At 65.9% G+C, this 18,844-nt stretch carries 15 protein-coding genes and 1 pseudogene; 7 read left to right on the top strand and 9 right to left on the bottom strand.

All coding sequences use genetic code 11. The annotated features are described in order from the left end of the window. Positions 1–3: 3 nt before the first annotated feature. The 7 genes from P5W98_RS20235 to P5W98_RS20205 all read right to left on the bottom strand — a co-directional run bounded on the left by P5W98_RS20235 (position 4) and on the right by P5W98_RS20205 (position 8,601). Positions 4–903 carry a metal-dependent hydrolase gene (locus P5W98_RS20235; protein WP_421026305.1) on the bottom strand — a complete coding sequence of 300 codons (900 nt, stop codon included), beginning with the start codon at positions 901–903 and terminating at the stop codon, positions 4–6. Then, positions 900–1,802, bottom strand: coding sequence for an SDR family NAD(P)-dependent oxidoreductase (locus tag P5W98_RS20230; protein ID WP_421026306.1), 903 nt, complete (start codon positions 1,800–1,802; stop codon positions 900–902). The genes P5W98_RS20235 and P5W98_RS20230 overlap by 4 nt, the downstream gene beginning before the upstream one ends. 56 nt (positions 1,803–1,858) lie before the next feature. After that, a complete protein-coding gene (locus P5W98_RS20225; RefSeq protein ID WP_421026307.1) occupies positions 1,859–3,430 on the bottom strand; it encodes a flavin-containing monooxygenase in 1,572 nt (523 codons plus the stop codon). Positions 3,431–3,703: 273 nt separating this feature from the next. Then, positions 3,704–4,645 carry a MerR family transcriptional regulator gene (locus P5W98_RS20220; protein WP_421026308.1) on the bottom strand — a complete coding sequence of 314 codons (942 nt, stop codon included), beginning with the start codon at positions 4,643–4,645 and terminating at the stop codon, positions 3,704–3,706. A gap of 112 nt (positions 4,646–4,757) precedes the next feature. Then, a complete protein-coding gene (locus tag P5W98_RS20215) occupies positions 4,758–5,591 on the bottom strand; it encodes an OmpW/AlkL family protein (RefSeq protein ID WP_421027048.1) in 834 nt (277 codons plus the stop codon). A 210-nt stretch (positions 5,592–5,801) separates the two neighbouring features. Beyond that, positions 5,802–7,058 carry a DUF2957 domain-containing protein gene (locus P5W98_RS20210; RefSeq protein WP_421026309.1) on the bottom strand — a complete coding sequence of 419 codons (1,257 nt, stop codon included), beginning with the start codon at positions 7,056–7,058 and terminating at the stop codon, positions 5,802–5,804. A 139-nt stretch (positions 7,059–7,197) separates the two neighbouring features. Next, positions 7,198–8,601, bottom strand: a complete 1,404-nt coding sequence (locus tag P5W98_RS20205; protein ID WP_421026310.1) for a DUF2957 domain-containing protein — start codon at positions 8,599–8,601, stop codon at positions 7,198–7,200. A 697-nt stretch (positions 8,602–9,298) separates the two neighbouring features. Here P5W98_RS20205 and P5W98_RS20200 point away from each other — a divergent pair. Beyond that, positions 9,299–10,321 (top strand): hypothetical protein, encoded by a 1,023-nt coding sequence (locus P5W98_RS20200; RefSeq protein ID WP_421026311.1) that lies wholly within the window; start codon positions 9,299–9,301, stop codon positions 10,319–10,321. Positions 10,322–10,722: 401 nt separating this feature from the next. On the opposite strand, the gene P5W98_RS20195 is transcribed toward P5W98_RS20200, so the two are convergent. Both P5W98_RS20195 and P5W98_RS20190 read right to left on the bottom strand, forming a co-directional pair. Further along, the gene (locus P5W98_RS20195) at positions 10,723–12,597 is read right to left on the bottom strand and encodes an ABC transporter ATP-binding protein/permease (RefSeq protein WP_421026312.1); all 1,875 of its coding nucleotides are present in this window, start codon (positions 12,595–12,597) and stop codon (positions 10,723–10,725) included. 10 nt (positions 12,598–12,607) lie between these two features. After that, complete coding sequence (locus P5W98_RS20190; protein WP_421026313.1) at positions 12,608–13,492, bottom strand: extracellular solute-binding protein; 885 nt, start codon at positions 13,490–13,492, stop codon at positions 12,608–12,610. A 196-nt stretch (positions 13,493–13,688) separates the two neighbouring features. Between P5W98_RS20190 and P5W98_RS20185 the strand changes: the two genes are divergently transcribed. The 6 genes and pseudogenes from P5W98_RS20185 to P5W98_RS20160 all read left to right on the top strand — a co-directional run bounded on the left by P5W98_RS20185 (position 13,689) and on the right by P5W98_RS20160 (position 18,840). Continuing rightward, on the top strand, positions 13,689–14,117 hold the full coding sequence (locus tag P5W98_RS20185; protein ID WP_421026314.1) for a TOBE domain-containing protein: 429 nt from the start codon (positions 13,689–13,691) through the stop codon (positions 14,115–14,117). A 38-nt stretch (positions 14,118–14,155) separates the two neighbouring features. Then, a pseudogene (locus tag P5W98_RS20180) lies at positions 14,156–14,455 on the top strand (nitrogen fixation protein NifQ); the annotation flags it as partial. A 46-nt stretch (positions 14,456–14,501) separates the two neighbouring features. Then, the gene (locus P5W98_RS20175) at positions 14,502–14,900 is read left to right on the top strand and encodes a winged helix-turn-helix domain-containing protein (protein ID WP_421026315.1); all 399 of its coding nucleotides are present in this window, start codon (positions 14,502–14,504) and stop codon (positions 14,898–14,900) included. A 230-nt stretch (positions 14,901–15,130) separates the two neighbouring features. Beyond that, positions 15,131–15,583, top strand: coding sequence for a zinc-finger-containing protein (locus P5W98_RS20170; RefSeq protein WP_421026316.1), 453 nt, complete (start codon positions 15,131–15,133; stop codon positions 15,581–15,583). 186 nt (positions 15,584–15,769) lie between these two features. Continuing rightward, a complete protein-coding gene (locus P5W98_RS20165) occupies positions 15,770–16,225 on the top strand; it encodes a hypothetical protein (RefSeq protein ID WP_421026317.1) in 456 nt (151 codons plus the stop codon). Positions 16,226–17,088: 863 nt separating this feature from the next. After that, positions 17,089–18,840 (top strand): ABC transporter permease, encoded by a 1,752-nt coding sequence (locus tag P5W98_RS20160; protein WP_421026318.1) that lies wholly within the window; start codon positions 17,089–17,091, stop codon positions 18,838–18,840. The last annotated feature ends 4 nt before the right edge of the window (positions 18,841–18,844 follow it).

The raw sequence follows: 18,844 nt of genomic DNA, 5'->3' as shown, positions 1-18,844 counted from the left end.
GCGTCAGGCGGCGCGCGGCGTGCCCGCCGGATGCAGCGGCACGCGCCGTGGTGCGGCTTGTGTCGCGTAGTGCGCATTGGTCGCGTCGATCTGCGCAATGAGGCCATCGATTCGTTCGAGATGCTTACGATTGTTGTGATCCCATGGGTGAAAGCCGGGCTTGAAAAAGCGCAGCCATTCGAGCGCGATGCCGGGAAACACGCCATGGCGCGGACCATAGAGAAACTTGATGAGCTGCCAGCGCCCGCCGAACTTGCCGATGCTCCGCCTGTGCCGGCGCATGAGCGCGAGGTGGTAGTCGAATACGATCAGCCAGAACAGCACCGTGGTGGCCAGCATCGTGCCGGTGCGCATCAGGTAGCGCGCGGGGCCGGGCTTGATCACGAGATTCCAGACGTCGTACGAAACCGATTTATGCTCGGTTTCCTCGAGCGCATGCCATAGCCACATCTGCTTGTAGCCTTCCACCGAGCCCTCGATGCGCGCGCTGCCGACGGCGAGCAGCAGATCGGCGAGCATCGCGGTGTAGTGCTCGAGCGCGACCGTCTGCGCGAGCTGCAGCGAGGGCGGCAGCACCTTGCGCGCGAAGTTCAGGATGGCCCAGAGGCGCTTGTCGAGCTTGTGCGCGGGCAGGCCGGCCGCTTGCAGCAGGTCGTTGTACTCGACGTGCTCGCGCGTGTGCATCGCTTCCTGGCCGATGAAACCCATCACCTGCTTCTTGAGCTCGGGATCTTCGATGCGGTCGCGGTAATGGCGCACCGCGTCCATGAAAAAGCGCTCGCCGGCCGGAAAAAGCAGCGAAAGCGCATTGAAGAAGTGGGTGACCGGCACGCCCTCGACGTGCCAGTCACAAGCCCTTTCGGGCGGTAACGCGAAGCGGATGTCGCGCCGGATCGGCATCATGCTGTTTCTCCCTGATTGCTGTTGCCTGCGTTGTTATTCCTGGCGCGCTTGCGCGCCTTCGCGGCCTCGCGCCGCGCGCTCGTCACGACGAGCGCCTGATAGGCGGCGGGCAGCGTGCGCGCGAGCCAGTCGGCCATGCGCGCGTCGCGCCCGATCAGCACGCGCCGCGCGTTGCGGCGCACGCCGGCGAGGATCGTGCGCGCGGCCTCGTCGGCGGTGGTGATGAAGAACTTCTCGAACTCGTCCTTGCCCTGCTGCTCGCTCGCCACCATGAAGCCGACCATGTTCGTGGCCACGCGGCTCGACTGCGCGATGTTGGTGCGGATGCCGCCCGGATGCACGCAGGTGGCGGAGACGCCGCACTTCATCATGTCGAGCTCCTGGCGCAGCGATTCGGTGAAGCCGCGCACCGCGTACTTGGTGGCGTTGTAGCCGCTCATGCCGGGCTGGGCGAACAGGCCGAACACGCTCGACGTGTTGACGATATGTCCATCGCCCGAAACCTTCAGATGCGGCAGGAAAGCCTTGGTGCCATGCACGACGCCCCAGAAGTTGATGTTCACGATCCATTCGAGGTCGCTGTACGACATGCCCTCGATCGTGCTGGAGAGCGCGACGCCCGCATTGTTGAACACGAGATTCACGCGGCCGTGCTCGCGGGCGGTTTCGTCGGCCCACGCGAACACGGCGTCGCGCTCGCTCACGTCGAGCACGCGCGTGCTCACGCGCACCCTGGGGGCGAGCGCGCGCACGAAGCGTTCGGTTTCGGCGAGGCCGGGCGCGTTCCGGTCCGCGAGTGCGAGATGGCAGCCGGCGCCCGCGAGCTGCACGGCGAGCGAGCGGCCCATGCCCGATCCCGCGCCGGTGATGGCGGCTACCTTGTTGTCGAAGTGCTTCATGAACGTGTTCTCCGTTGTGAACCGCGTTGGGGCGCTTGGGGTCACTTTGGGTCGCCTCAAGCGGCTTCAGTCGTATGCGTGGCGACGACGACAGGCGATTCGGCATCCTCACGATGCGGTGCGCGAAATGCCTGATAGTCGGCCATCGAGAAACGCGCGGTGGCCTGCCGGAAGCGCCATGTGAAGCCCGGCCAGAGTGTGGTGTTCTTGCCGTTGCGCGGATCGAGATACCAGCTCTTGCAGCCGCCCACGGACCAGATCGCGCGGCCGAGCTGGTCCTGAATACGCGCGTTGTAGCGCGCCTCCACCTGCGCTCGCACTTCGATCGAATCGGCGCGCTCCTGCTTCATGGCGTCGAGCGCGCCGAGGATGTACTCGACCTGCGACTCGATCATGAACACCATCGAGTTATGGCCGAGCCCAGTATTCGGGCCGACGATCATGAAAAAATTCGGATAACCAGGCAAAGTCGTGCCGAGGTAGGCATGCGCGCCGTTGCGCCATGTCTGCACGATGTCCACGCCGCCGCGCCCGATGACCGCGCCTGGCGGAAACGGATCGGCCACCTGGAAACCCGTGCCGTAGATCAGGCAATCCACCTCGTGATGCGTGCCGTCGGCGGTGATCACGCCGGTGGCGTCGATGCGCTCGATTGCAGCCGTGACGACATTGACGTTGGCGCGCGCGAGCGCCGGATAGTAGTCGTTCGAGATCAGCACGCGCTTGCAGCCGATCGTGTAGTCGGGCGTCACCGCATCGCGCAGCGCGGGATCCGCGACCTGATTGCGGAGATGGCGCAGTGCGAGCTTCTGCACGTTCTTCATGAGCGCCGGGTGGATCGCGAAGCCCAGCACGCGCGACTCCAGCATCCAGTAGAGGCCCGTGCGGGCGATTTTCTGCGTGAACGGCAGCGTGCGGAACATCCATTGCTCGAAGCGGGACAGCCGACGGTCGGGCTTGGGCATGATCCATGGCGGGGTGCGCTGGAACAGCGCGAGCCCGGCCACCTTTGGCGCGATCTGCGGCACGAACTGGATCGCGCTCGCGCCGGTGCCGATCACGGCCACGCGCTTGCCTTCGAGCGCATAGCCGTGGTCCCACTGCTGCGAATGAAAGGCCTTGCCCGCGAAGGTCTCCACGCCGGGGATCGCGGGCAGCGCGGGCCGCGAGAGGCCGCCCATGGCCGAGATCAGCACGCGGGCGGCGAGGCGCCTGCCGTTGGCGAAAGCCAGACGCCAGCAATGTGCGGTCTCGTCCCACTGGGCGCTGGTCAGTTCGTGATCGAAGTTCAGCCACCGCGAGAGCCCGAACTGCTCGACGCAGCGGTTCAGATACGCGCGAATCTCGGGCTGCGGCGCGAACATGCGGGTCCAGCGCGGATTGGGCGCGAACGAGAACGAGTACACGTGCGATTGCACGTCGCACGCGCATCCGGGGTAGTGATTGTCGCGCCAGGTGCCGCCCGCCGAGCCGGCCTTCTCGAATACGGCGAAGTCGGTATGGCCGCGCTGCAGCAGGCGGATCGCCATGCCGAGGCCGGCGAATCCGGTGCCGATGATGGCGACGCCGAGTGGCTCGCCGGTGCGGTCGTTGCCGGCTGCTTCGAAAGACCGGGTGGGTGCGTTCATCCGGAGCGTCTCCCTATGGTCCATTAAGAACTGTTACATTGAACGATGTAAACATAGCGGGTGCGACGCATGGACGCAAGGGACTAGAGGAAGCGTTCCAGGAAAAACGCGAGCGTCAAAAAAGCACGCGAGTGCGCGACTGGCTTGGGTTTCAGGCCAGTGAGGGGGAGCGGTGCGGGGGCAGGCGGGAGAGAAAAAGCGGGTCTTGAAGCACACCCGCGAAAGGAAGGATGCGTTCCTGGACGCACGGGCGCGCTTTCAGCGCGCGCCGGATCAGCGTTTCTTGCCGATGGTTTTACCAAGGACTTTGCGGGCGGTGGCGGCCTTGCCGCTGCCTTTACCGCCGGACTTCTTCGCAGCCACACCGGCCGCTTTATCCAGCTCGACCGGCGCATCCTCAGCCGGCGCCGAGCCCGCTCCCCCACGACGGCCCAGCGTCTGCTCGAGAATCGTCGCAACGCGGCCACCAAGATACGCGCTCGACTGCTCCTCGAGCGCGCGCAGAATCTCATTCTCGACGAACACCGTAGACAGCGGCCGCAGCCGCCAGATCGCGTCGACGAGCGCCGGCATGTCGGTCGCGGGCGGCAACGCGCCCGCGTCGTAGCGGTCGAGGTGCCGCACGACCATGGCCACCAGCGCGCCCGCGATCGCATCGAAATGCGGGCGCGCCTCTTCGAGCACGTCCAGCAGCTCGCGCGCCGGAATGCCTTCGCGCACCGTGGCCGCGGCGGCATCGAGCATGGCCGGATTGCGCGCGACGAACGACAGCCCCTTGCGTTCGAGCAGGCCGAGCTCGGCGAGCCGCGTGAGGCTATTGGGTGCTTGCGGACCGAACAGCTTGATCAGCTCGGGCAGCGAATAGGTTCTGGGCCGCGTATGCGACCACGGGCCGCCAATCGCGTTCTCGAGGCCGAGAATCGAGCGCAGGTCGCCGCCGTCGTCGATAGCCTTGATGAGGTCCTGGATGTTCGACAGCGTGTAGCCGCGCGCAAGCAGGTGATTGATGAGCTTCAGGCGCGCAACGTGGGAGTCGTTGTAGATGCCCACGCGGCCGCGCTTGTCGGGCGGCATGAGCAGGTCGCGGTCTTGATAGGCGCGCACGTTGCGCACCGTGGTGCCGGCCACGCGCGCGAGTTCGTCGACGGTGTATTCGCTGTCGGCGGCGCGCTCGGGCGTGGTGTCGGTGACGGGAGGCGTGGGCGATTTCGGCATGCGCCGATTTTAGCGCGAGCCGTCGCCCAAGCGCGAACCGGCGTGCGCCTGGCCATGCGCCGCCAGGCGTGCCCTACCAGGCGTGCCCCATCGGGCGTGCCCCACGAACGCGCTAGAACTTGTACGAGACCGCGAGGTACGAGATGAGCGGATCGGCCTTGAGCTCTCCACGGCTCACGGCCAGCTCGGTGCCGTCGGCGGCTTTCACGATCACCGATGATGTCGTTTTCAGCGGAATATAGGTGAGCGATGCCACGAGCCCCAGATGCGAGGTGATGTTGTATTCGGCGCCCACGTTGAACACCGGCTGCCACGATGACGACGCCTTCGCGGTGACCTGCGTCGTCCCCGGCTTGCCTGCGCCCGCCGCGAGCACAGAGCCCAGGTCGTCCTGAGTGGCTTTCACGAAGTTCGGATTGAGCTGGATGTCCGAGAACCAGTTGTACGAAACGCCGATGCCCATGAACGGGCGGAACTTTGCATCGGCATCCCGGAAGTAGTACTGAAAGAGCAGCGCCGGGCTCCACTGGCGCACGCTCTTGACGATGGGGTTGGTGGCCGGATCGCTGAGGTTCTGGCTGCCGAGCGCGCCCGCTGGGCCGGGCGGCTTGACCGTGCCGTGACCGTACAGCTTGAAGGTGGGGGGCACGCCCGCCACCGTCGAGACCGCGATGTGATCGGTCAGGAAATGGCTGAACACGAAGCCGACCGTGTCCGCGCTGCTCGTCGAAAGACCCGTGCCCGGCGACGTGGACGAATTCGGCAGGCGCAGCGGCGTGTTGATCGGCGAGGGCGCCACCGTGGTCGTGAGCGGTGTGCTGGACTGCTGCGGCGCGACGTGGAACCAGCCGAGCACGGCCACGTTGTCGCCCGCATGCTGGGCGTGGGCGGCCGTGCTCAGCACGACCGCCGCCCCTGCCAGCATTGGCGTTGCGATACGTCTCATCATTCCTCCCTGTCCTTCCTGTTTTCTTCGGCTGCTCTCAGGTTCGGGTGTCCCTGCCCGTCCGCTGTTTGCGCGCGGCGACCGTTTCGTGAACGGCCGTTCCTGCGCGCGCCCGGCGGCCCGCACGCGCCTCGCGTGCGAGAAGGCGGTCACCTCATGGGCTGCACGGCCCCGGTTTTATCGATGCATGATCGGGTCTCATCGCGCGGCTCACTGCACGAATGCGCCCGCCGTGAAGTACGGCGAGGATGCATTCGTCATGTCCAGGAAGCCGAACACGCCGCCCGTGAAAATCATCTTGCCGGTCGGGGTGCTGCCGGTCGACGCGTTCACGTGCGTGGTCGTCACGACGCCTGCCACGCTTTGCGCGAAGTTCAGATCGAGCGCGGTGGCGAGCGCGGCCTGCGAGGGGTTGAACGGATCGAGCAGCGTGCCTTGCGTGCCGGAGAGCGCGAGCGTGCGGTAATCGAACTGGCTGTCCACGCCGATGTACTCGCCGTCCTGCGAGCCCTGCGCGATGTTCGTTTGCGGCGCGAGCACCGAAATGCCCGATTCGTCGTCGGCGACGGGACCGGTCGCGCCGCTCTGCGGATCGACGCCCACCTGCGGATACGCGACGCCCGTGCGCACGAGCACCGGCACGAGCTGCCCGCGCAGCTTGCCGACGATCATGAAGCCTTTCGCCGCGTTCTGTCCGGTCACGAGCGTGGGCTTGACCTGCCCCTGGAAGTGATCGGTTTCGAACGCGCCGCTGCCATCGGCCGACGGCGCGAGATTGGTGCCCGGCTGCATGCACTTGCCCGCGTTCACGCCGGTGTTGTCGCATTCGGTCCAGGAGCCGTCGGCATTGATGGTGATCTTCGCGTCCACGGCGGCGGGAAGGAAGTTCTGCGACGGCACCTGGTGATAGCCGAGCTGGTTATACGTGCCGGCAACCTTGGCGATATTCGTTTCGAGCGAAGCAAAGCCGATGAACGGGTAATACGGAAACTTCGTGTCCGGCACTACGCCGATGCCGCCCGATCCCGCGAACTGGATCTCGGCGCCCGGAATCGTGCCGCCCGCCACGCCCTCGCCGATGAACACGCGCGCCGGACGGTTCGGATCGAGGCTCGCGCCGGTGAGCTGGAACGCGCACTGATTGAGCTTCGCCGTGGGTAGTGCGGTTTCCTGAGCAATCGTGCCAGACACTACTTGTCCCTTGCGCGTTGGCGTGACGGTGCCCGTAGTGGCGGGAATCGGCGACTCCATATAGGTGATCTGCCAGGTCTTTTTCGTGGTGTCGAGCTGGAGCTTGACGACTTCGCCGTCGCCGCCGCCGCCCGTGTAGACGGTGTTGTAGTCGAGCGTCGTCGGGCAGAGCGAAGTCTCCACCAGCGGCGGGCTGCTGTTGCCGCCGCCGCATGCGCTCAACGTGAGCAGCAAGGGCACGCCTGCGCCCAGCGTCGCAAAGAAACTGGATTTCATACCGCATCTCCGGAATCGTTTTTGTAGGCGGAGCGCCGGCTCCCTGTGCATGGCGCCCCGGTCTGGCTTGTTTGAATCGCTTCGGCGGATTAATCAGGAATCCAGATAAATTTGGTCTCGGACGCCTGCCGCGCGACATTTATTGCGGCTGGATCAGCGCACCCACGCCGAAGTAAGGCTGGTTGGGCGTGGCGCTGTTTGCCGAGGTCGATGTGACGCCGCCGTTTTCCTGGCCATTCAGGAAGATGCCGTACAGCCCGCCGACCGCGATCACGTTGCCTTTGTTGCCGTTGTTGTCGATCGCATCGATCAGGCCCGGATGCGTCTGCGTGTAATCGAGCGTGAACGTGCTTTGCGTCGTCATCGTCGCGGGCTTGAGGAAGCCGGCGGTCTGGCCGTTGATGAGCGTGGCCGTGTAGGCGAAGTTCGAATCGGCGCCGATATAGCTGCCGTCGAACGCGCCCGACTTGAGCGTGGTGGCCGGCGCCATCATCGCGATGCCCGATTCGTCGTCCACATGAGCATTCGTGAGGTCTTCGTTCACGTAGCCGGTGCGCACGACGATCGGCACGATCGCATTGTTGAGCTTGCCGAGAATCAGATGCGCCGTCGCGCCGTTGCGCTGCACGACGAGCCCCAGCAGCGGGCCGACCAGAGGCGTGCCGATTGGCGTGGGCGTCTGGATTTGCGGTGCGTTGGAACTGTTGAAGTAGCCGCCGGTCGAGTTTGCAGTCCACGCGCTCGTGGCCGTCGCGCAACTCGTGTTGCTTGCGCCACCCGGCACGCTGCAGTTGCCGCTCGCGTCGTATTGTTCCTGCGTGACCTCGGTGGCGGGCGCGAAATTGTTCGACGGCAGGATGTGATAGAGCAGCGCGTTATACGAGCCCTTCAAGTCGGCGATATTCGTGCTCACCGACGAAAATCCGATGAACGGATAGAAGTCGAACGTGCGCGCCTTCACGTTGGGGAAGAGCGTGGAGGCGAGCTGGTCGCCGCTGAAGTCGACAGTCGCGCCCGGAATGCCGCCGCCGGCCACGCCGAAGCCCACATAGATGGTGGGCGGATTATTGGCGTTGTAGGCCGTCGTGTAGGTGCTGCCACCGATGGTGCCCGTGCCTTGCTGAAGCTGGAACGCACAGGCGATTTGCGCGGGCGTGGGCAGTGAGCCGGCGCTCGGATGCTGGACCGCACCCGTGATCGTGAGACCTGCGCGCGTGTTCTGCACCTTGCTCGAATTCACTGGAATCGGCGACGCGAGGAAGGTGAGCGAGTAGGTCATCTTCGTGGGATCGATGTTCAGGCTGACGACTTCGCCGCTGCCCGTACCGCCGAGGTAAGTGTTCTTCGCGATGTCGGCGGCGGCCGGGCACAGCGCGGTGGCAGCCGGCTGGCTCGCGGGCGGGCCCTGGTTCGCGCACGTCGATCCCGAACATTGCGCCGGGGTGATGGGCGCCGGATCGCTGGCGGTTCCGCCGCCGCACGCGACCAGTAATGGCGTTGCGACTGCGGCCAGCGCGCCGCAGCGGAGCATGCTCTCCCACATGTGTTATCTCCCTGTCTCGTAATAATTTATGCGCTGAAGATTGGATCATGACATCGGACGCTGTCAATTGAACGAAGCACTCTAAAACTGGCCGTGCGGCGGCGCGGCTCGCGCCGGCATGGCTCGAGCCGCTCGCAACCGGGGTTTTTCCCGATGCTTGCAAACGACCCGGCGGGGCCGCCGAGCAAACGATGTTCCCGATGGATGCGAGGCCTGCAAGCTATTTGAAGGACTCTTGAGGCATGGGTGAGGGCAGCCTGGATCGTCACCTGATTGATTTGGTATCCGAATGAAATGGCGGTGATATGGGGCAGTGGTTGTCGAGCCGCGTAACGAACTCAAAGGTGAGGGAATTCGGGAGCGGGTTTGCGCGCGCCGATTCCAAAGGTGAGTGTTTTCGGGGGCGTTTGTCGCAAACGCAGAAACATCGCTGACAAATCGGGCTAGGACACGCGCGAATGGTAAAGGTGAGTGTCTGCGGGAGCCAGTATTCACTGAGCAGTACCAAAAGCTGCTTTTTACCTGATGTATTTAAGTTGCTTCGCAGATTTTTTTAATAAAAGCGTCTGGTATCGATTTGTAAAGGTGAGTATTTTCGGGAGTCGTGCGGCGCGGCAAGCTGTCATCGATATGTGAGCCACGCACGGTATAGTGATTCGCGAAACGCGCCGTCGGCGCAGCGCTATGGAGCGGCAACATGGGTTTTTTCGACCGACTATGGCCGCGCAAACGCGCGATGCCGGTGCAGGAGAGCGCGCAAACGCGCGCGCTCGTCGAGCGGCTGATCGTGCTCAGCCCCTCGCTGAAACTCGCGCGCGACTATCGCGAGCGGCTGGGTCCCGCGCTCGCGCAGTCGGTCGCGTATGTGCGCGAAATCGTCGAAGCTTTGCCGCCCGCGTGCCAGGCGAGCGCCGCGAACTGGCTTGCCGATCCCTATATTCACGCATTCTTCGCCGCGCCCGACGAGGTCGCGCCGGTGCTGAGCCGCTCGCCCGAATTGCATGCGTGGTTCGAGAGCCATCCGCTCGCAAACGAAGCGTGGGCCGTGCTGGGCATGGCGATGGCCGAGCGCCGCAGCCTCGGCGTCGCGCAGCACGGTGACCACGTGCATACGGACGTTGCCCAGACCACGCTGAGCTTCGACGACCATCAGGTGCGCGTCTGCGGCGAATCCGAAGCGGACCTGCGCGAGCAGATCGTGCAGCGCGTGGTCGAGCAGATCGCGCTCGAAGGACTCGCGCAGATCGGTGCCGACGAGTCGCGCCGCGACGCGCTGGAGCAGGAGCGCGCGCTGTTGCGCACGCGCCGCCAACTGCTCACGCGCCAGGGCGCGGGCACGCAGAAGATGGTGGGCGAGCGCGCGGTCGCGAACGCCGCGGAACTCGCGCACCTGCAGGCGCAGATCGAGGCGAACGAGCAGGCGCTCGCGGAGCTTGGCTTGAAGACGGACGCGCTAGAACACGAAATGGGCGTGATTTGCGATGTGCTCGCGCATCCGGCGCAGCACGCGAACGTCGAGATGAAGCAGGTGCGGCTGAGCCCGATGAACGTCGTGATCGAGCACGACGCACCGGGCAGCGGTGCACAGATCGTGTTTCCGCTCGCGCGATTGCCGTCCGGTCCGCAGGGCGTGCGCGCGTTCTCGCTGATCCGCTTTGCGCGCGCGGACCTCATGCCGCTGCCGAAGCTATTGGACGGGGATAGCCGCTTCGTGATTTGAGCCGCAGACGGCATGGTTGAGCTATAGGTGAGCGTTTTCGGGAGTCGTGCGCCATTGCGAGCGGGCGGCCCCGCGTGATGTGAGGTGAAGCGCGCTGCTTCGGGAGCGCTCACCCGAGACGAGCCGCTGCGCAACAAATAACGCGATTCCAGGCCGAAACGCGGCAGAAAATTCCTGGTAGTCCCAGGTTAAGCGATGCGAAGCGTTCTCTCCCGCGACAGGCGAAGCCGCGTCCGAACGCCAAAGGTGAGGGTATTCGGGAGCGGTGCGCGCGGTTGTTTCGAGACACTAACCGTTCGGGAAAAAGTCTTGAAAACACTGGAAAACAAGGCTTTTCGAGCGATGCGGGAAGGCCCGGCGCGATGCCGCCGGGACCTTGGTAAACCGAAAGGTGAGGTTTTTCAGGAGTGTGCGGCGGGCCACGCGCTCACGCCCGCCGGGGCGATCTCGAAGCGCAGCGCGCCGGCGTGCGGGAGCGTCGCGTCGTCGGCGGGGATGTCGAAGATTTCGCCGGCCAGTTCGAGCGTGACATAGCGGTCGCCGTGGCGCAGCGAGACGCCCGCGAGACGGCCTTCGAGCGAACCACCGGGCGTCGCGCACAGCGCGCGCGGCGACACGCGCCACATTACGCGCGTGCCCGTGGCGAGCCGCGCGTCTTCGCAAGCGCGGCTGCACGGCAAGCGCAGCCCGCCCGCCGTTTCGATCTCGCCCGAGTCGAGCACGATGCCCGCGCCGATGTTGTGCAGTCCGAGCAATTCGGCCACGCGCGGCGAGGCGGGCCGCGCGAACACCTCGTCGACGGGGCCGGCTTGCAGCGTGCGGCCATGCTCGATCACGAGCACTTCGTCGGCGAGCAGGGCCGCTTCGTCGGGATCGTGCGTGACGATCACGGTGACCGCGCTGATCTCGCGCTGCAAGGCGCGCAGCGTTTGCTGCAGGCGTCGCCGCCGCGGCGTGTCGAGCGCGGCGAACGGCTCGTCGAACAGCAGCAGCTGGCTGTGCCGCGTGAGCGCGCGCGCGAGCGCCACGCGCTGGCGCTGGCCGAAGGAGAGCTGGCGCGGCAGGCGCTGCGTGAGCGTGTCGAGGCCCAGATGCGCGAGCCAGTAGCGCGCGCTGGTGGCGTCGGCATCGACGGGAAACGCCAGTTGCTGCGCCACCGTCAGGTGCGGAAACAGGCCGTAGTCCTGCGGCATGTAGCCGATCTGGCGGCCTTCGGGCGGCAATGCCCCGATGTCGGTTGCGCCGAGCGAGACGAAGCCCGCATCGTTGCGCTCGAGACCCGCGACGATGCGCAGCACGAGCGACTTGCCCGAGCCCGAGGGCCCGATGATTGCGAGCCGCCGCGTGCGCGGCTGCCAGGCGACGTCGAGCGTGAAGGCGCCGAGGCGCCGCTGCGCCGCGAACGCGAGCCGCGGGTTATCCAGATTCGCTGCCGCGGCGGCGGGCGTGAATGCGGCGAGCTCGTCGCCGTTGTCGGGGCTCACCGCGAGAATGACGCGCGCGCCGCGGCTATAGACCGAGAGCACCGCGCAGACGATCGCGATGCCAAGCGTCGGCAGCAGCAGCGGCATCATCGCGGGCAGCCCCTGACCGCCGAACACCACGTAGGTGTAGACCGGCAGCGAGTACGGGTGATAGGCGACCATCACCGTTGCGCCGAATTCGCCGAACGCGCGCAGCCACGCGAGCGCGAGCCCTGCGCGGATGGCGGGCCAGGCGATCGGCAGGGTGATGCGAAAGAAGCGGCTCGCCGCGCGATGGCCGAGCGTGGCGGCGACGTCGTCGTAGACGGGATCGACGACGGCGAACGCCGAGCGCGCCGCCACGATCAGGAACGGCGCGGCCACGAAGGTCTCGGCGAGCACGATGCCCGTGAAGGAGTCGGTGAGCGCGCCGTTGAAGAGCTGGCCGAGCGCGCTATACGGACCGATCAGGAACAGCAGCAGCACGCCGCTCGTGAGCGGCGGCAGCGCGAGCGGCAACTGCACGACGAAGCCGAGCAGCGCGACGCCGCGCGAGCGCGAACGCGCGAGCCAGTAGCCGAGCGGCACGCCGCTTACGAGGATGACGAGCGCGGCGACGCTCGCGCTCGCCACCGACACGCCGACCGCCGACCCCATGGTGCGCCAGTCGACACCCTTCCAGTCCGCCTGGCCGATCTGCGGAATGCTGGCGAAAAACGGCGCGCACAGGTAGACGGCGAGCAACGCGCCAAGCCACCAAAGCGGCCTTGCGGCGCGTTGCCTGGGCCGAGGGGGCCGAGCGGGTCGAGTCATGATTGCGGCGTCATTGCTGTGCGGCGTCGATCACGGCCTGCACCGCCGACGGCATGCCCTGGGCGTTGCCATTGACCGTGGGCTTCTTGATATCCACGCCGTGCTCGGCGAGCAGCTTGCGGCCTTCGGCGCTCAGCAGGAAGTTGACGAAGCGCGCAGCGCCCGCGCTATTGGGCGCGTCGTTGAGGATCGTGAGCGTGTAGCTCGCCTTGATCCCCAGTTCGGGCGCGGGATGGATCGACGGAATCTTCAGGTCCGACGTTTCGGTCGAGTAAAAGAAGCCCGCGTCGAGCTGGCCCGACTGCAGACGGCCCACGAGCGTTTCCTCCGGCAGCACCTGAGCGGGATTCTCCGGTGCGCCGAGCGTCTTTTCGACGAGGTCGGGCTGGTTGTACGCCTGGGCCGCCTTCGTCATGAGCTCGACCGTGAATGCGCCCTTCGGGTCGAGCTTGGGATCGGTGCGGCCAATGCGGATGCCGGGCTCACGCAGCACGGCGTCCCACTTCTTCGTCTTGAAGTCGGCGGCGAAACGGCTCTTCGGGTTGTAGCCGATCAGGAGCGGCGACTCGGCGAAATTCACGTACCACGAAACATGATTGCCGTTCGAGTCGCCCATGAGGTTCGCGTTGACCTTCGGGCTCGCGCTGATGAACACGTCGCCACGGCGCAACTTGCCTTTCACTTCATTGGCGATCTTGTTCGAGCCGCCCGCGTAGCCCTTGAAATGCAGGCCCGTTTCCTTCTCGAATGCCGGCCCCACGCTCTTTTCCATCAGGTTCACGAGCGAGCCTGCGTACAGCACGTTGACATCGCTGTGGTCGGCCGCGAACGCGCCCGTGCTCGTGGCGAGCACGCCGGACAGCACCACGACGGACGCGATCAGCTTGCGGATCATCTCTTCTACCCCGTAGCGTTATAAAGGTGCATATATTACGACGGACTGACGGTTTCACGCCATGCGCCTGGCCGGATGGTCAACGTTCCCGATAACCGCTGTGCATGCCCCGGCAGCGCCGCTACACTGGGCGCCTGCATTCGGACTCGCGCCGGCGCTTTCGTCGATCAATTTCGTCATCTATATGGAGGCTTTCATGCGTACCAGCGCACGCAATCACTTCTCTGGCCAGATCGCCGCGGTCAAGGCCGGCGCAGTCAACGATGAAGTCACGCTGCGCGTCGACGGCGGCCTCGAGATCGTTGCCATCATCACGCACGGCAGCGCCGCTTCGCTGGGTCTCGCGGCCGGCAAGAGCGCCTTTGCGCTCGTGAAGGCTTCGTCGGTGATCGTGATGGTCGACGGCGACGCCAGCAAGGTTTCCACGCGCAACGTCGTCGCGGGCACCGTCGCTTCGGTCACGAAGGGCGCGGTGAACGCAGAGGTCGTGATCGCGTCGGCGGCCGGCGCGCAGATCGCGGCCATCGTCACGAACGACAGCGTGGACCGCCTCGGTCTCGCGGCGGGCAAGTCGGCGGCGGCGCTGTTCAAGGCGTCGAGCGTGATCGTGGGCGTGGACGCCTGACTAGCTGACGTGCGAGGCGCGCGGCAACGGCGGCGGACATGACCGGGGCCTGGCCCGACGTCGACGCCGCCGATGCCCAGTGTCTCGCCACGATACTCGCGCACGCGTGCCTGCGTCCCGATCGCCTGTGGCGCGATCTGGGGCTCGCCGGCCGCGACGACGTCACGCAAATGCTCACGCGCTTTTTTCCCCAGGTGGTCGCGCGCAATCGCGAAGGCTTGCGCTGGAAGAAGCTGCTCGCGCGCGAACTGGCGCGGGCCACGGGCGGCGTGCCGGGACCTGCGCCGGGGTGCCCCGGCTGCGAGGATTTTGGCTTCTGCTTTCCCTTGGGACATTGAACGGCGCGGGCCATCATGGCTTGGGCCATCGTGTATGCTGGCGCCCATGACCTCCGCGAAAAAAAATCAGATCGAGGCCGCCACGCCAACGCCGCGCAGCGCGCCTGAAGTGCGTTTTCGCATGCGTGTCATTCATGACGACACCATCGCGCTCGGGCCAGGCAAGGTGCAACTGCTGGAGGCCGTGCGCGAGCAGGGCTCGATTTCAGCTGCGGCGCGCAGCCTGAACATGTCGTATCGGCGCGCGTGGCTCCTCATGGACGAGCTCAATCGCGCGCTCGCGTCGCCGGCCACCGTGTCCGAACACGGCGGACAAAGCGGCGGAGGCAGCACGCTCACGCCCGTGGGCGAAGAGATCATCCGGCTCTATCGCGGCATCGAGGCGCGCGCCGCTGCCGTGTGCGCGCCCGAGATCGAAGCGCTGAAGAAGCTCGTCAAGAGTTGACCCGCACCTCGGCCATCTGGCTTGGGCCATCCGGCCCGTGCGATTCGGCCTGTGCGATTCGGCCTGGGCCATCCGGCCAGGGTGCCGCTCGCTGGCGGTTTCCCGGTATCCTTTAGTCGATGGGCGCGTTTTGAAGTTTTTCGCGTTCACCCGGCAATTACCGAACCGCGATCCAACCGCATCGCAAGCAAGTCTATGGAACCATCGAATTTCGCCCGCGGGAGCCGCGCATGCGCGTAGGCCGCCCCGTCAAGGCGCTGCCGCAGCCGCTGTGCGACTACTGCGGCGCAAAGGCGCTGCTCGCCCGTTACGGCGAGGAAGCCTATCCGTATCGCGACGACCATGGCCCACTCTGGGTCTGCGCGGCCTGCGAGGCCTGGATTGGCGTGCCTGCGCGCAGCACCCGCAACGTGCCGCTCGGGCGGCTCGCCAACGCCGCGCTGCGCGACGCCAAGAGCCGCCTGCACGACGCGCTCGAGCCGCTCGTCGCCGCCAAGGTGCGGCGCGACAAGGTGAACGTCTTTGAGGCGCGCGGACGCGCGTTGCGCTGGGTGGCCGGGGAACTCGGCTTCGAGCTGCCGAATCCGTCGATCCACCATCTGACACTCGAACAGTGCGAGGCGGCCATCCGCCACGTGGAAGCCTTCATGGCCGCGCGCCGCTCGCCCGACGACGCGCGCTAGCGCGGGCAGAGGAGATGGGGCTTCCCACCACAGATTCGCATAGGGCGTCGCGTGCACGCCACCGGCGCTTCGCGCGCCGGCCTGCCACTGACTGTTACATCGATCTTGAGCGGCGGCGCTCAACCTTGGCCGCTGCGTGCCGTTAATGAAGCTGCAAACGCACCTGACTCGATACCGATGGGCGACATGGCCAAGACGATCCCTTTTCCGCAGCACAAGACCACCCGCGCCCGGCGGCATAAGGCCGAGTTGCTGCCGATGCCGCGCGCGAGCGCGGACGAACTCGCGCTGCAGCTGCATCTGGCGCTCGCTTCGCTGCGCGCGGGCGGCACGCAGCACGACGCGCAGGCGCTCCTGCATGCGCACGTGCTCGCGCAATCGATTGCTGGCGCGGGCTACGGCGCGCTGACCTCCGAGCAGGTCCGCTGCGCCGACGAGGCGATCCTCGCATGCTTCGCGCGCGGCGCGGCCGAGAGCGTGTGGCGGCTCGATGAATCCGGGTTCGAGGCGGTCAGGACGATCGTCGGCATCTACGACCAGCAGTTGCAGAGCGCGCCATTCTGGGTGCTGGCCGAGGCCAGCGAGCGGCTGGAGCGCATGCGCGCGGGCGATTCCAGGCAGCCGATGCGCAAGCAAGCCTGACACAGGCGGCCAGGCGCTCGGATGGGCACGCGCATTGCGGGCCATCTGCGAGGCTGCCGGCCGATCCCGCCTGAGCTGTCTGACCGGTTCGTTTCAATCGGTCCGTCCGCACAGGAATCGCCGCCACGAGACCTCAATTGCTTATGTATCGCCGGCAAACAGGGCCGGATGCAGCGAGGGTGTCCAGCGCATCGTCCCGCGCCGCGGCGATGCGAGCGCAAGTGCCGTGCAGTGGCCACGTGGCGGCATTGGCACGAGATTTGACGGGCGGCGCGAATCGTGTTGACTTCCGGCAGTGGGCGTGACTAAAATTCGCCCGTCTTAACAAAAGGGGCTGACGCCTTGGACAGTAGCAGTTGTCGATCTTCGAATAGTTTCGCTGCCTGACTGGCACGACGTCCGCGCTCCCTTTCTTTCAGCCGCCGTCTTGCCAGCCAGGCAGACGGTGCGCGTCTAGCAGTCATTTCCGTGCACTTTAATTAGCGTCGACCCGGCGCAGCCGCGTTTCTATCGCGCGCCGCGCAGGGCCGACATTGCGCCGTGAGCGACTTTCTCGCTCGCGGCACGGTCCGTTCATGGCGCGCATCGCAGCGATGCGGCGCGAGGCACGGACCGCCACTTGCGTGGTGCTCGGCCCAGGCCGATGCGATCGGCGCCCGCCAGCGCGCGCCAGCCGCTTTGCCTTGCCGCCATTCGGGACTCGCCGCGCGCTGGCCGGACTGGCGCGCCGCGCGTTGCGGGGCGCAAGGGCGGGTAAGAGCCAAATAGCAGCAAACAGGCCGCAACAAGCCGCAACATCCAGAAACGCTGGTGCTTCAAGACATGAATCAGTTCAACCTGTTATTCGCCCCGGGAGGCTGCTGATGGAGTTCAGATTCAACCTGAACCGTACGGCCAACGCCTCGGCGTGGCGCGTGCTGCCCAATCGCTGGGACTTCGTGGCGTTCCCGCTGATCATCTGTTTGATCGCCATGGCCGTGGTGGGCTTTCACGAGACCATGGCGCCCATCGCCACGCTCAAGACGCAGACGATCTCGCTCGACCCGGCCAACCTGCCCGAGTACGCCATGCGCACCACGCTGCGCATGCTCGCGGCCATGGTCGCCTCGCTCGCGTTCACGCTGGTCTACGGCACGCTCGCGGCCAAGAGCCGGCGCGCGGGCCAGGTGCTGGTGCCGATCCTCGACATCCTGCAGTCGGTGCCGGTGCTCGGCTACATCTCGTTCACGGTCACCTTCTTTCTCGCGCTGTTTCCCTCGCGCGTGCTGGGCGCGGAGCTTGCGGCGATCTTCGCGATCTTCACGAGCCAGGCGTGGAACATGACCTTCAGCTTCTACCAGTCGCTGCGCACGGTGCCGCGCGATCTGGACGAAGTCTCGCGCGGCTTTCACCTCACGGGCTGGCAGCGTTTCTGGAAGCTCGAAGTGCCGTTCTCGATGCCGGGCCTCATCTGGAACATGATGATGTCGATGTCGGGCGGCTGGTTCTTCGTGGTGGCCTCCGAGGCGATCACGGTGGGCAACAACACGATCACGCTGCCGGGCATCGGCGCGTACCTGGCGCAGGCGATCACGGAGAAGAACCTGCACGCGGTGGGCTGGGTGATTCTCACGATGACCGTGGTGATCCTGGCCTACGACCAGTTCCTGTTCCGCCCGCTGGTGGCGTGGGCCGACAAGTTCCGCATGGAGAACACCTCTTCGGGCGACGCGCCCGAGTCGTGGCTGCTCGACCTGATTCGCCGCACGCATCTGATTCATCAGTCGCTCGTGCCGATGGGCTTTTTGCTGGCCACGCTCGCGCGCGTGCCGATTCGCATCCGGCTGCCGAAAGCCATGCCCGCGGCAAGCGCGGTGCTCACGAAGCGCTCGCGCGTGGCTGACATCGTCTGGGCCGTGTTCGTGATCGTGCTTACGGTCTACGTGGTCTGGCGCGTGGTCGCGTTCGTGCGCACCGGCGTCACGCTCGACGAAGTCGGCCATGTGTTCGTGCTCGGCCTCATCACGCTGTTGCGAGTGGTGCTGCTGATCGCGATTGCCTCGGTGATCTGGGTGCCGCTCGGCGTGCTGATCGGCCTGCGTCCGGCGCTTGCCGAAAAGGTGCAGCCGCTCGCGCAGTTCCTCGCGGCGTTCCCGGCGAACCTGCTGTTCCCGGTGTTCGTGATCGTGATCGTGCGCTTCCACCTGAACCCGGACATCTGGCTCTCGCCGCTGATCGTGCTCGGCACGCAGTGGTACATCCTCTTCAATGTGATTGCGGGCGCAACGGCTTATCCCAACGATTACAAGGAAGCGGCAAAGAACTTTCGCATTCGCGGCTGGCAATGGTGGCGTCAGGCGATGCTGCCGGGCATCTTCCCGTACTACGTCACGGGGGCGATCACGGCGTCGGGCGGCGCGTGGAACGCGAGCATCGTGTCCGAGTTCGTGCAGTGGGGCGACACCAGGCTCCAGGCGCACGGCTTGGGCGCGTATATCGCGCAGATGACGGCAGCCGGCGACTTCCCGAAGATCATTCTGGGCATCGCGATGATGTCCCTGTTCGTTACGCTGTTCAACCGCGTGCTCTGGCGTCCGATGTACACGTTCGCCGAGTCCCGGCTGCGGCTCGATTGAGATG

Source organism: Paraburkholderia sp. A1BS-2L, from assembly GCF_051125205.1.
Classification (GTDB): domain Bacteria; phylum Pseudomonadota; class Gammaproteobacteria; order Burkholderiales; family Burkholderiaceae; genus Paraburkholderia.
This window is presented reverse-complemented; position numbering and strand designations above follow the sequence as displayed.

Coding starts and splice junctions, on each gene's coding strand:
- P5W98_RS20215 (WP_421027048.1), bottom strand. CDS start 5,591: ATGAGACGTATCGCAACGCCAATGCTGGCAGGGGCGGCGGTCGTGCTG.
- P5W98_RS20220 (WP_421026308.1), bottom strand. CDS start 4,645: ATGCCGAAATCGCCCACGCCTCCCGTCACCGACACCACGCCCGAGCGC.
- P5W98_RS20195 (WP_421026312.1), bottom strand. CDS start 12,597: ATGACTCGACCCGCTCGGCCCCCTCGGCCCAGGCAACGCGCCGCAAGG.
- P5W98_RS20235 (WP_421026305.1), bottom strand. CDS start 903: ATGATGCCGATCCGGCGCGACATCCGCTTCGCGTTACCGCCCGAAAGG.
- P5W98_RS20205 (WP_421026310.1), bottom strand. CDS start 8,601: ATGTGGGAGAGCATGCTCCGCTGCGGCGCGCTGGCCGCAGTCGCAACG.
- P5W98_RS20200 (WP_421026311.1), top strand. CDS start 9,299: ATGGGTTTTTTCGACCGACTATGGCCGCGCAAACGCGCGATGCCGGTG.
- P5W98_RS20210 (WP_421026309.1), bottom strand. CDS start 7,058: ATGAAATCCAGTTTCTTTGCGACGCTGGGCGCAGGCGTGCCCTTGCTG.
- P5W98_RS20190 (WP_421026313.1), bottom strand. CDS start 13,492: ATGATCCGCAAGCTGATCGCGTCCGTCGTGGTGCTGTCCGGCGTGCTC.
- P5W98_RS20170 (WP_421026316.1), top strand. CDS start 15,131: ATGCGCGTAGGCCGCCCCGTCAAGGCGCTGCCGCAGCCGCTGTGCGAC.
- P5W98_RS20185 (WP_421026314.1), top strand. CDS start 13,689: ATGCGTACCAGCGCACGCAATCACTTCTCTGGCCAGATCGCCGCGGTC.
- P5W98_RS20175 (WP_421026315.1), top strand. CDS start 14,502: ATGACCTCCGCGAAAAAAAATCAGATCGAGGCCGCCACGCCAACGCCG.
- P5W98_RS20230 (WP_421026306.1), bottom strand. CDS start 1,802: ATGAAGCACTTCGACAACAAGGTAGCCGCCATCACCGGCGCGGGATCG.
- P5W98_RS20160 (WP_421026318.1), top strand. CDS start 17,089: ATGGAGTTCAGATTCAACCTGAACCGTACGGCCAACGCCTCGGCGTGG.
- P5W98_RS20165 (WP_421026317.1), top strand. CDS start 15,770: ATGGCCAAGACGATCCCTTTTCCGCAGCACAAGACCACCCGCGCCCGG.
- P5W98_RS20225 (WP_421026307.1), bottom strand. CDS start 3,430: ATGAACGCACCCACCCGGTCTTTCGAAGCAGCCGGCAACGACCGCACC.